The following is a 12965-nucleotide window of genomic DNA, read 5'->3' as shown; positions in this document are numbered from 1 at the left end:
GCCCGGCCTCGCCCACCTGCGCCGCCAATTGCCTGGCCTGATCCTGCGTCACAACCTGCACGGCATCGACATCGACCCGCGCGCCGCTCAGATCGCCAGCCTGGCCCTGTGGCTGCGCGCCCAGCGAGCCTTTGAGGAGCTAGGCATCCCCCGCGGCGAGCGCGCTACGATCACCAGGACCAACATCGCCTGTGCCGAGTCCATGCCCGGTGAAGGCGCCTACCTGGACGAATGCATCGCGACCCATCTGTCCGCCACGCCTGAACAGCGGCTCCTCGGCCAATTGGTCCGCCGGGTGTTCGCTGCCATGCGGCTCGCCGGTGAGGCCGGTTCCCTGCTCAAGATCGAAGATGAGATCGCGGGCGCCGTGGCCGAGGCGCGGCAGCAATGGCTCACCGGCGCGAAGAAGCCCGAGCAATTGGGGCTGTTTGGCGACGACAGCCCTGCGCCTGAGCAACTGGCGCTTGTTCTGGAAGTCTCAGGCATCACCGACGCGGCCTTCTGGGAGCAGGCCGAGGGACGCATCTACGCGGCGCTGCGGGACTACGCGGAGCGCACCGAGTACAGCGGCGGCTACCAGCGCCGTCTGTTCGCCGACGATGTGGCCCGCGGTTTTGCCTTCATCGATCTGTGCCGCCAGCGGTACGATGTGGCCCTCATGAACCCGCCCTTCGGCGACGCCAGTCTCCCTTCGAAGCCCTACATCGAGGAGACCTACGGCGACACCAAAGGCGATGTCTACAAGGCCTTCGTCGAGTGCTTCCAGGCCCGGCTCGTCCCCGCCGGCTACCTCGGCATCATCAGTTCACGGACCGGCTTCTTCCTCGGGCAGAGCGAGGACTGGCGCACCCGCGTCGTGCTGCGACTTTATCGGCCCATCGTCCTGGCGGATCTCGGCATGGGCGTGCTCGACGCCATGGTCGAGGTCGCCGCCTATGTGCTGCGGAGCCTCTCCGAGCCTGAAGTCCGGGACCTCACCCTTTCACTCGTTCCTGTGCTCAACAACGTTGTACGCGATAAACAGGACCGATTCAGCCTGCCTAAGTGGCAAGCCGCTCGCGACGGACTTAAGCGCCATCAGGCCATATCCGAACTTGAACATCTCGAAGCACAGCTTTTCATCAAACGCAGCCACGGTGATATCGTACGCTACTCGCCGCTTTGGCAGGCATTGAGAAATGTTAAGGCTCCACCGGAGCCAGTGTTTCCGACGCTCGTTTGCATTCGGGCACTAGCAGAGCAGGATAAAGGTGCAGCACTTGCTGAGGCCATATGCAATAGGGCTGATCCCCGCCATTTCGAGGTGGTACCAGTTGCCTTCGATGCCGTACCGGGCAAGCCTTTTTCCTACTGGGTTTCGGATGCTGTTCGAACAGCTTACCAGCGGTTCGACTCTCTAAATGATCCTGATGCGCGCTTAGTTTGTTCTACAAATCCGCTGAACGACGACTTTCGTTATGTTCGTGTTTGGTGGGAGATCCAGAAAGGAAAACTGGACCCCTTATGGATGGCATGGGCAAAAGGAGGTTCATTCTCTCCTTATTATTATGATATTGATACTGTTATCCACTGGAGCCCGAGCCGCGGCACATATTTCGGATTTCTCGGTACTGTCAATCGACCATTAGAAAAACCAGCCTCCGTACAGCATTTCAATCGACCCGGTCTCACTTGGCCGCGGCGTACAAACGGTCTCAGCTTTCGAGTCCTGCCAGCCGCCTGCATCTTCGCCGACAAGGGTCCCGCGGCATTTGTGGCCAACGACGATCCCGATGAGCTATTGGCGTTATCTGCGTTGCTCAATAGTCGCGTCTTTGAGCTATTGGTTTCGATACAGCTTGCTCGAACGGAGCTGGCGCAGTCATACGAGGTTGGCCTAATACAGCAAACCCCAATCCCGCCGCTCGCTACTCGCCGAGTACGGCTCTCAGCTTTGGCCTATCGCGCTTGGTTTCTAAGGCGCACCATCGATACGGTCAACGCAGTCTCTCACGCATTCCTACTCACTGCGGCTCTGCGCCGACGCCTTGGCGACTATGACCCGCTTGCCATTCATACCGAACTGACACGCATCCGGGCCGAGATCGACGACATCGCCTTCCGCCTTTACGGCCTCGACGACGAGGAACCTGCCGAGCTGACATCCAAACTCGCCACCGAGACCCCCAGCGACCTCGCTGAAGCTGCGGAAGAGGAGGAAGATGAAGTCTCCGCGGCCGACACCTCCGCACTCACCGCCGACCTGCTGGCCTACGCCGTTGGCTGCGCTTTCGGACGCTGGGACATTCGTTACGCGACCGGCGAACGTCCCGCACCGGAAGCGCCAGACCCTTTTGCCCCACTACCCGTCTGCCCGCCCGGCCAATTGCAGAACGCCCAGGGCCTGCCGGCGGGACCCGAGGACCTACCCGCTGCGTATCCCATCGACATCCCTTGGGACGGCGTCCTGGTAGACGATGGGGGACATGAGCGTGATCTCACGGCGAGAAGCCGGGGCATCTTCGATATCGTCTTCGCCGATGGCGCGGACGCCACCTGGCGCGAGGCCGCCGAGATACTCGCGGGCCGCGGGAATGACCTCCGGGCCTGGCTCGCGCAGTCATTCTTCGCGGACCACATCAAGCGCTACTCGAAGAGCCGGCGTAAGGCGCCGATCTACTGGCAGCTCGCCGCCCCCTCTGCGAGCTACTCGGTTTGGCTCTATCATCACCGCCTCACCAGAGACACCTTTTACAAGGTCCTCAACGACTTTGTGACCCCCAAGCTCCAACACGAGGAGCGCAAGCTGTCTGGCCTGGTCCAGGGGGCCGGCGGAACCCCGACCGCCAACCAACGCAAAGAGATCGCCGAGCAAGAGGGCTTCGTCGAGGAGGTCCGCGCCTTCCGGGAGGAGGTCGCCCGGGTCGCACCCCTGTGGAACCCCGATCTCAACGACGGCGTCATCATCAACTTCGCGCCCCTGTGGCGCCTGGTGCCCCAGCACCGGGCCTGGCAGAAAGAGAGTAAGGACTGCTGGGACAAACTGACGGCCGGCGACTACGATTGGTCCCACCTCGCGATGCACCTCTGGCCCGAGCGGGTCGTGCCCAAGTGCGCCACCGACCGCAGCCTCGCCATCGCCCACGGGCTGGAAGCGGTCTTCTGGGAGGAGAGCGAGGATGGCAAGTGGCGGGTTCGTCGTTCGGAGTTGGGGGTTGGAAGTTCGGAGTTCGGAGTTCGGGGTTCGGAGTTCGCGGTGCAGGAGGTCATCGCGGAGCTTGTGCGCGAACGGACGTCGGCCGCGGTCAAAGATGCCCTGAACAGCCTGCTCGCGGCACCGGCACCGGTTTCCGGCCGCGCTGCCGGCCGCCGGGGTACCGGGCGGGCGCAGACGCGCGAGCGCAATCAAGGCGCAGGGGCCAGGGTTCAACAGCCGGAGCCCCGAACTCCGAACCCCGAACTCCGAACCCCGAACCCTGCCCCCGAAACGCTGGACGCCGTCAAGCAGGCCATCGCCGCTGCCCAGGGTGGGACCAACAAATCCGAGGTCCTCACCGCCACCGGCCTCACCGACGCCCAGTGGAATGCCGCCATCAACGCCTTGCTCGCCGCGGGCACGGTCACCAAGACCGGCGCCGGTCGCGGAACCCGCTACCATCTGAACCCTGAACCCTGAACCCCGAACTCCCAACTCCGAACTCCCAACTCCGAACGCCGAGCCCCCAATGAACCTAGCCTTCGACATCGATCCGAGCGTTCTGGCCAGCTTCCGCCGGGACCCCGACGAGTTCGTTCGCGAGCTGCGCCTGGCGGCAGCGGTGAAGTGGTACGAACTGGAACGTGTCAGTCAGGGCCGCGCCGCGGAGATCGCCGGCGTTTCCCGCGCCGAGTTCATCGATGCCCTCGGCAAATACGGCGTGACACCGTTCCAGCAGACCGGGGAGGAGATATTGGCGGACCTGGATGTGCTGAAACGCGGTTCCCGTCCTGACGTTGCAGGCTGCGCGTGATGGGCGCGTTGAATCGCCGGCGATGCTGGTGCAGGCACTGCGTGATGTTGGTCTACGCCTTGATGAGAGAGCGGTCGCCCATGCCTTTCAGGCCATCTTGGGTGAGCCCTGGTCATGGCCCCGAACTCCGAACTCCGCACACTCACGAGACATCCAATGTTGGGCACTGTCCCAGGCATTCTTGAAGAGGGAGTCAGCGATGAACAGCCTAACCTTTGAAACCAATGTTCCGACTGACCACTTGTTACACCTGCCGGATGATCTGCCGGCGGGCGTCCTCGTCAGGATTACGGTTGAGCGGCTGATGGACGATACGATGACCGAGGACTATCAGCCACGCACCGACATCGGTCGACTGGCGCTCGCGGCGCGGAAGGCGTACCTCGCGGACGGGGGTAAACTGCGCAGTGCCGACGAGATCAGCGAAGAGGTTAGCCGCCGCCGCGGTGGTCTGTATGATTTAACCACTGTCGATCTGGAGCAAACAGCAAAGTCCGTCACCATCGCTGAGACGCGCGAGAATGCAGGTAACGGCAGACCCCAGGCCGAGTCGGACCTGATTCCTGTTGGTGACAGCGTGCCGCCCCGAACCACGTTATGGGCTCGTCTGAACGCCTTGCGCAATCAGGCCGCTCGCAAGGGTGAACTGCCTGCGCCCATGTCGTGGGACCAAATTCTCGCTGAAGCTCAACATCGCCGGGGAGAGCAGGAACGCCAACCCTGAATCCCGCACTCCGAACTCCGAACCCCAAACTCCGCTCTGGCCAACATCGACAACCAGTAGGGTCGATTCTCATGCTCCAATACCTGCAATTTCAGGACGTCGGTCCCTCACCGCACATGGAAATCGCGTTTCATGAGCGCATGAATTTCCTGGTTGGCGACAACGGGTTGGGGAAGACCTTTCTGCTGGACGCGGCCTGGTGGGCATTGACGCGGACCTGGGCGCGGCAAAAACTCATGCCGCATCGCCCTCCCACCAATCCGCAGATTACCTACCGATACACCAAGAAAAGTGCACGGAGTCATGAGTACACGAGCAAGTTTGATCGAGAGTCCGAACACTGGCCTCTGGCCCAGGGGCGCCCGCCGATCCCGGGATTGGTGCTCTACGCCCAAGTCGATGGAGGCTTTTCGGTGTGGGATCCGGCGCGCAATTACTGGAAGGGTGAGAACCCGGACCGGCAGCCCGCGTATCTGTTTTCCCCGCAATCGGTTTGGGACGGGTTGCCGCTTAACGAGCCAGTCAAGTACTGCAACGGTCTGATCACCGACTGGGCGAACTGGCAGCTCGAAAACGGTCAGGCGTTCGAGCAGTTGCAAAGCGTCCTACGGGCACTTTCGCCCGGGGACGAGGAGCCGTTGGAGTCCGGCGCCTTGGTGAAGGTCTCTCTGGGCGACGCGCGCAAGCATCCCAGCATCAAGATGCCCTATGGCTTGCAGGTCCCGCTGATCCATGCCTCCGCGGGCATACGCCGCATCGTGTCCCTCGGCTATCTGCTGGTGTGGGCCTGGCAGGAGCACCTCGCCTCGGCCGAGCTTCAGGGGATTACGCCCGCGCGGGAGATCGTTTTTTTGATCGACGAAGTCGAGGCCCACTTGCATCCCCAGTGGCAGCGTCGCATCGTCCCCGCACTTCTGGATGTCATGGCGGCGCTGACAGGAGAGCATACGATCCCGGTTCAGTTGATCACCGCAACGCATTCGCCTTTGGTGCTCGCATCCTCGGAGCCGCGCTTCGACGATCGCAAGGATGCCATCTGGGAGCTGGATCTGACCCAGGGCGAGGTGCAGCTCCGCGCCTTCCCATGGAGTCGCCGGGGCGACGCCAATGCGTGGTTGACTTCGTCAGCCTTCGACTTGAAGGAGCCCAGGTCCTTGGAGGCAGAACGGGCAATCACTCAGGCACTGGCGTTGCTGCGAGAGGAGTCCCCGTCCCTCGGAGAAATCGAGGAGGTCGATGCAGCGTTGCGGGGAGTGTTAAGCGACATCGACCGGTTTTGGGTCCGCTGGTCCCACTATCGGGAATCGCAGAAGGGGCACGCCAGTTGATCAGGGTTACGCCGGCTCCTGAGCCACCGGATTTCGACGTAAAGGTGCGTCAGCCGGGATTGCTTGCCATCGCTGAGATGACTGGTCAGATGCCTCGCTATCCGCGCAAGTCGGGTAGGGCATTCGAGCCACGAACCCGCAAGGACGTTCAGCCCGACGGCACCAGTATTTCCGTCCTGATCGACCGTCCGGAGGACCTGCCGTCATCGGAGTTGAAACCCTATTGGACCGAGGCGATCGATGATCTGATGCAAGCCTACGACGAAGTCTGTGCCTATTCGTGCTTTCGCATTCATCCGGTCCAGAACACGATCGATAGGCTCGGGCTGAACGACTTCCGATCTTACCGCGAGGAGGACGCCGTGTGCTATTGGGAGGAACAGGTTTCATTTGCCCGGTTGGTTAAGGAGTCGCCATTCGTTGCGCTGGAGCTACGCCGTCAAGGACGGTTGCTCGCTGGAGACGTCTGATGCACCCCTTCCACGACTACCTCTGCGAACACCTCGACGACCTGCTGCGCAAGCACTCGGTGGTCGTCTTCTACGATCCGCGCAGTGAGTTCAGGCCCTTTTTCGACCGGGAGTTGGAGCCGCTTGACGGCGATCCGCTGCCGCGGGTGATAATTGGTTCCAGCTCCGCCTTGCTCGCCCGCTACGAGGGCAGCTTCTTCGGCCTGCGCGCTGCTGTCGAGCCGATCGTCGCGGCCGACCAGCCGGAACCGCTGCTCCTGTATCTGCCGGGTATTGCCAGGGACCGCCTGGGCTCCGTGCTGATGGAGCTGGAGCGGGCCGGGACCTGCTACGAGCCGCGCCTCAGGGGGCTTGCGCTGCACATGCTGCGCAGGCGGTTTACCGATGGGCAGATCGACGAGATGCTCCGGCCGGCGACCCTGACCTACGACGACATTGTCGCCTTCATGGGTCAGGGCGGACAGGTGACCTCGGTGCTGCACACCCTGTTCAGCGGTGCCCAAGGCGAGGTGCTGCTTACCCAGTGGCTGGCGTCTGACGCTAACGATCCAGTGCTGGTCGAGAAGGAGGCGGTTCCCGAGTTGCTCAAGCTGATCAAGGTCCGCTTGGGACTGGATCTCCCGGCGGACACGACCCTCTCCCAGGCGCGGGAGAAGACCTGCCGCTATGTTCTGGTCAACGAGTTCCGTGCCGACCTCTCTTGTGCGCCGCCGCCGTCGGTCGGGATGGTACCGGGTCCATCGACCAAGGAGCACGCCGAGCGTGTTCGCGATGTGGCGGAGGGCCTGCGGCAGCGCTATCCGCTGGCGTACCTGGGCCTGGCGGATACCGTGGAGCAGCAGTTGGGGCTCGCAGGGGCCGGCGTACCGGCCGCTCATCTGGGGTCCATCGACACCTTCCGGTTCGAGGAGGGGGAGCTGCTCGCCCACGCCGCGCAACTGATTGCCGGGAAAAACTTCGACGCTGCCTTGGGTATCGTCACCGCGCGCGGCCGCAGCTTCTGGGTCGATCGTGATCTGCGCCGCCAGGCCCAGTGGGAGACGTGCCGGCTGATGGCGGAGCTCGGGCTTGGGCTTGAGCGGGTCCGCGTGGCACTGGGCAAGATGGCAAATGATCCCGCCAAGTGGCTCACCGCCTATACGGCCGAAGACGGTTGGCATCGCGCCGACAGCCTGCAGCGACGGCTGGAGGCCTGGGTCGCCAGGATGGACGACGAGCCGGAAGCGGAGCAGGCCCTGGCGGTCATCCGCAAGGAGCATGAATACCTGCTGCGGACGATGGCGAATGGATTCGCCAAGGCGTTCGCCGCCTCTGCCTGGACGGTGCCCGGCGCGCTGCACCAGACCCGCATCTACCCGGAGGTGGTGCAGGCCATGGGCGGGCGCGTTGCCTATTTCCTCGTCGATGCCATGCGCTACGAGATGGGGGTGGCCCTGGCGTGCCAGATCGAAGGTGCCAAAGACCTGCGGGTCCAGGCGGCCGTTGCGGCGCTGCCGTCGATCACTCCGGTCGGCATGGCGGCGCTGCTGCCGGGGGCCTCGGCCAGCTTCGACCTGATCGACGCGAAGGGGAAGCTCGCGGTGCGCATCGACGGCACGGAGATGGCCGTTCTCAACGAACGGCTGAAATTTCTCAAGGCCAAGGTGCCGGATGTGGTGGAGATGACCCTGGGCAGGCTGCTCGGCAGCTCCCCGGCAAGGATCCGCAATAAGATCGGCAGCGCCTCGCTGGTCGTGATCCGCTCCCAGGAGATCGATTTCGCCGGGGAAACGGACAGCGACCTGCTCGCCCGGCAGGTGATGGACACCGTCATCGGCAACCTCGCACGGGCGGTGCGCAAACTCGCCGCCGCGGGCCTCGAGCACTTCGTCATCACCGCCGACCACGGTCACCAATTCGCCATCCGCAAGGACGACGACATGAAGACGGACAGCCCCGGTGGCGTCACCCTGGACCTGCACCGCCGCTGCTGGATCGGGCACGGGGGCAGTACGCCGGCCGGGACCGTGCGGGTCGCCGGGGCTGAGTTGGGTTACCACACGGATCTCGACTATGTCTTTCCGACCGGGCTCGGGGTGTTCAAGGCGGGTGGCAGCCTGAGCTTCCACCACGGCGGGTTCAGCCTGCAGGAGTTGGTGATTCCGGTCGTCAGTCTGCGCATGACAGCCGGCCAGCCGGCGAAGGTTCCCTGCGTGCAGGTCCGGATCGACGGCTGTCCAGCGGCGGTGACCAACCGTACCTTCGGGCTCAAGGTGGGCGATTTGCTCGCGACTGAGCAGCTCGTGCTGCGGGTCGTGCTGATGGCCGGCGCAGAAGAGGTGGGTCGCATGGGGATGGCGGTCGGCGGGGAGCTCGACCGCGGGAAAGGCACGCTGACACTGGCGCCGGGGACCGAGGCGAGTGTGGGCATGATGTTGACCAACGATACCTGCCAGTCGCTGCGTGTGGTCGTGCTGGATGCGTATACGGATAGCGTTCTCGCCGAGTCCGACGAGCTGGTGGTGAAGTTGGGGATTTGAAGGTCGTCGGTCGTTAGTCTTCGGTCGTCAGTCCTCAGTCGTCAGCTGGAGACTCTCGGGTCGGCGACCGATGACTGAAGACTGAAGACCGATGACTGAAGACCGACGACCGAAGACCGACGACCGAAGACCGACGACCGAAGACCGACGACCGACGACCGACGACCGAAGACCGATGACCGAAGACCGACGACCGAAGACCGATGACTGAAGACCGATGACTGAAGACCGACGACCAACGACCGACAACGCATTCACGAGAAACCATGAACAAAGGCCACAAAGACTTGCGCGTCTGGCAACAGGCGATGACACTGGCCGAGACGGTCTACCAGGCAACGAAGACCTTTCCCTCGGACGAGCGGTTCGGATTGACTTCTCAGATGCGAAGAGCGGCTGTTTCGGTTCCATCGAACATCGCCGAGGGTCGAGGGCGCGGCACCGATGCCGAGTTCATTCGCTTCTGTCGCATCGCCTACGGGTCTTTGATGGAGTTGGAGACCCAAGCCGAATTGGCACATCGGTTGGGCTTTTTGCCGAACGGATCTTTAGCACCGATAATGAATAGTTGCATCGAAGTTGGTCGAATGCTCAACGCCCTGCGATCATCTCTAGTCGCCGGTCATCGGTCGTCAGTCGTCAGCCCGAGACTCCCTGACCGACAACCGATAACCGACGACCGACAACCGACGACCGACGACCGACAACCATGATCGATTCCCCACTCTCCCGTGACATCCTCGACGACAAGGTCAACCGCGTCTTCGCCGGCAAGGTGGTCCGCAAGGACCTGGTCCGCAAGGTCAAGGTCGGCGCCAACGTGCCGGTCTTCGTCCTGGAGTACCTGCTCGGCAAGTACTGCGCCTCGTCCGACGAGATGGCGATCCAGATGGGGCTGCAGGTCGTCAACGACACCCTGGCGGACAACTACATTCGCCCGGACGAAAGCACGAAGGCCCAGAGTAAGGTCAAGGAGAACGGTCGGCATACCTTCATCGACAAGGTGAAGGTCCGCCTGGTCGACTCTCAGTACTGGGCCGAGGTCACCAACTTCGGGCACGCCCATGTGCACATCCCCGACCGCTACGTGCGGGACTTCGACCGGCTTCTGACCGGCGGCATCTGGGCGCAGGTGGACATGCGCTTCGAGTATGACGAGGAAACCAAGGGCAAGAATCCGTTCTGGATCGACAAGCTCACGCCCATCCAGCTCGCAAGCTTCGACCTGGAGGAGTACCGCCGGCTGCGCGCCGAGTTCAGCACCGATGAGTGGCTGGATCTGATCATGCGCAGCATGGGGTACGAACCGACGGTGATGGAACGGCGGGTCAAGCTCTTGTTCCTGTGCCGGCTGATTCCCTTGTGCGAGCGCAATTACAACCTGGTCGAGCTGGGACCGCGCGGGACCGGCAAGAGTTATGCGGTCCAGGAGCTTTCCCCCTACGCGGCCCTGCTCACCGGCCCGACGACGGTGGCGAATCTGTTCGGCCACATGAACGGCAAACAGAAAGGGATGCTGATGATCTGGGATGTGGTCGGTTTCGACGAGGTGGCCGACCTGCAGAAGATGCCCAAGGAGGTCATCACGACGCTCAAGACTTTCTGCGAGTCCGGCCAGTTCCAGCGTGGTCAGGAGGCGATGGCGGGGTATGCGAGCATCGCGATGTTCGGCAACACCCAGCAACCCATCGACGTCATGGTCCAGACTGGACACCTGTTCGCGCCCATGCCGGATGTGATTCGCGACGACATGGCCTTCATCGACCGGCTGCACTTCTACCTGCCGGGTTGGGAAGTGCCGAAGATGCGCAACGAGCACTTCACCGATCACTACGGGTTCGTCATCGACTACCTGGCCGAGGCCCTGCGGGAACTGCGCAAGCACAACTTCACCGAGATCATCGACCACTATTTCTCGCTGGGCGCCCACCTGAACGCGCGTGACCGCAAGGCCGTACGGCGCACCGTGTCGGGCCTGGTGAAGATCCTGCACCCTCATGGGCAGGTTTCTCAAGAGGACCTTGCTGAACTGTTGGAGCTGGCATTGGAAGGGCGGCGCCGGGTGAAGGAGCAGCTCAAGAAGATGGGCTCCTTCGAGTACTACCAGACTTCCTTCAGCTATCTGGTCAACGACACCGGCGAGGAGACCTTTGTCGGGGTGCCGGAGCAGGGTGGTCGTGGGCTCATCTCCGCCGACCCGCTGCCGCCCGGTACGGTCTATGCCGCCTCCGTGAGCGGTGACGGGACCGTTGGTCTCTACCGCGTCGAGGTTACACTGTCGTCCGGCACCGGTAAGCTCAAGCTCGCCGGTGGTGTGAGCGGGGCGATGAAAGAGTCCGTGAGCCGGGCCTTCAGCTACCTGTCCGCCAACAAGACCGCCTTCGGTGTGCCGCGGGAACTCGACACCTCAGACTTCCATGTCGAGGTCATCGACCTGCTCGGCAACAAGGTCGAGGCCGAGATTGGCGTCGCCTTCTTCGTCGCCGCCTACTCGGCGCTTCGCAAGTCACCGTCCCAGCCCGCGCTGTTGGTGCTGGGCGACCTGAGTATCCAGGGCAACATCAAGCCCGTGCGCTCCCTCACCGAGCCACTCCAGGTCGCCATGGACAACGGCGGCAAACGGGCGCTGATCCCGATCGAGAACAAGCGGCAGTTCCTGGACGTGAACCCGGACGTGCTGGAGCAGGTCGACCCGGTGTTTTTCGGCGATATGCGCCAGGCGGCGTTCAAGGCACTCGGATTGACCTGATCGAGCGCCGGCTCATGCTCTATGCTCAGGACTTACCAATCAGGTCGGAGTAAGACCGATGTTCGTACTCTAGTGGAGGATACCCCATGAGTCTTGACCGATTCTCCGAGAGGATACGGGAAACCCTCGATAGCGCCAATATATCCCATCGCGTCGGCTTGGCGGCAATCAATGACTTTATGCGGGAGCTTCATGAAACTTTTGTGAAGGGGGGCCGCGATCAACGCCTGCTACTTAGTCAGGTTGAGTTCGCTCTTGGTACGGCAGCGGCGGCCCATCTAATGCGTGTACTTGATCTGCGTCCTACCGGTCGGAGCCGCACCGCATGTCCACGGCAGGGCTCCCTTGAGTGGGCCATTAAGGCCATCTGCGCGGAAAGAGGTATTGAAGAAATTGTGGGGTTCAGTCTCTTGCGAATCTTTCTCAGCGTTTTCGATCAGGAGCGAATCGAGAAGGATGGATCAGAGATATCAAAAACCTGGTTGCTTTACTTCGGTATCCGTGACGAGGCGGCCTATCACTTCGGTGGACTTTTCACGGGCGATGAGCGTGACGAAATCGGTGTCGTGCAAGAGTATCTCGACTGGCGATTGAAGCGCTTTTGTGTATTTGTCAACATGTGGGAATTAGAGAAGAAGTGGGACGACGAAGAGGCCGCGCTGGAAGCGAAAGATTCCCATGAGAATATTCACATAGAACCGGCTGCGGTCAGCATGCCAGAGATCGGGGGAAGCGGCTCGGAAGCGGATGAAAAGCCCGCCATAAGAATTCAAGATGAGATCATTGAAGCAACGATCCGCTCGTTGATCGCAATGCCGCAGGATTGTCGCCTCAGCGGCGAAGACACGATCCTCGCGAACGTCTGGGAGGAGATTTGCGCGCAAGTTCAGAATGAGTATTCGTTCTCTTGGGACGCCTACGTTGACACGATGAGAACTTTTCTAGAGGGTTTTCTTGAAGATCGTTCCCCTGCGGACAAAGTTATCATTTTCCGCGACAGTAGTGATGACGAAACTGTGGAAGACCTTATGAGCGCCCTCTTAGCTCGTGCCGCCGACTACGAGAGTGATAATGTCTCACGCTTCAACTGTTGGCGTACTGAGGATGAAAACGACGGGGCATAGAAATTGGTGATTAGCGCCATTCCTCAGCCAGACTGGTGGGGCAGCCCGCGGCCAGTGTTCCG

The 12965-nt window shown here is 62.0% G+C and carries 9 protein-coding genes; all 9 read left to right on the top strand.

Annotation, left to right across the window (positions count from 1 at the left end; all coding sequences use genetic code 11):
- Nucleotides 1-28 precede the first annotated feature (28 nt).
- The 9 genes from QZY48_RS32925 (at nucleotide 29) to QZY48_RS32885 (ending at nucleotide 12903) form a co-directional block, all read left to right on the top strand.
- A complete protein-coding gene (locus QZY48_RS32925; protein ID WP_295438751.1) occupies nucleotides 29-3655 on the top strand; it encodes a hypothetical protein in 3627 nt (1208 codons plus the stop codon).
- Between the two features lie 49 nt (nucleotides 3656-3704).
- Nucleotides 3705-3989, top strand: a complete 285-nt coding sequence (locus tag QZY48_RS32920; protein WP_295438750.1) for a UPF0175 family protein — start codon at nucleotides 3705-3707, stop codon at nucleotides 3987-3989.
- Between the two features lie 199 nt (nucleotides 3990-4188).
- Nucleotides 4189-4713: a hypothetical protein gene (locus QZY48_RS32915; protein ID WP_295438749.1), complete on the top strand. Its 525-nt coding sequence runs from the start codon at nucleotides 4189-4191 to the stop codon at nucleotides 4711-4713.
- Nucleotides 4714-4784: 71 nt separating this feature from the next.
- Complete coding sequence (locus tag QZY48_RS32910) at nucleotides 4785-6041, top strand: AAA family ATPase (RefSeq protein ID WP_295438747.1); 1257 nt, start codon at nucleotides 4785-4787, stop codon at nucleotides 6039-6041.
- On the top strand, nucleotides 6038-6511 hold the full coding sequence (locus tag QZY48_RS32905; RefSeq protein WP_295438746.1) for a hypothetical protein: 474 nt from the start codon (nucleotides 6038-6040) through the stop codon (nucleotides 6509-6511). The genes QZY48_RS32910 and QZY48_RS32905 overlap by 4 nt, the downstream gene beginning before the upstream one ends.
- The gene (locus QZY48_RS32900; protein WP_295438745.1) at nucleotides 6511-9030 is read left to right on the top strand and encodes a PglZ domain-containing protein; all 2520 of its coding nucleotides are present in this window, start codon (nucleotides 6511-6513) and stop codon (nucleotides 9028-9030) included. The genes QZY48_RS32905 and QZY48_RS32900 overlap by 1 nt, the downstream gene beginning before the upstream one ends.
- A gap of 266 nt (nucleotides 9031-9296) precedes the next feature.
- Nucleotides 9297-9743, top strand: coding sequence for a four helix bundle protein (locus tag QZY48_RS32895; protein WP_295438743.1), 447 nt, complete (start codon nucleotides 9297-9299; stop codon nucleotides 9741-9743).
- Nucleotides 9740-11779 (top strand): protease Lon-related BREX system protein BrxL, encoded by a 2040-nt coding sequence (brxL, locus tag QZY48_RS32890; protein WP_295438741.1) that lies wholly within the window; start codon nucleotides 9740-9742, stop codon nucleotides 11777-11779. The genes QZY48_RS32895 and brxL overlap by 4 nt, the downstream gene beginning before the upstream one ends.
- 86 nt (nucleotides 11780-11865) lie before the next feature.
- Nucleotides 11866-12903, top strand: a complete 1038-nt coding sequence (locus QZY48_RS32885) for a hypothetical protein (RefSeq protein WP_295438739.1) — start codon at nucleotides 11866-11868, stop codon at nucleotides 12901-12903.
- Nucleotides 12904-12965: the final 62 nt, after the last annotated feature.

Origin of the sequence: uncultured Thiodictyon sp. (assembly GCF_903828115.1) — a bacterium.
Classification (GTDB): domain Bacteria; phylum Pseudomonadota; class Gammaproteobacteria; order Chromatiales; family Chromatiaceae; genus Thiodictyon.
Note: the sequence above shows the minus strand (reverse complement) of the source record. Positions and strands in the feature narration are given on the sequence as shown.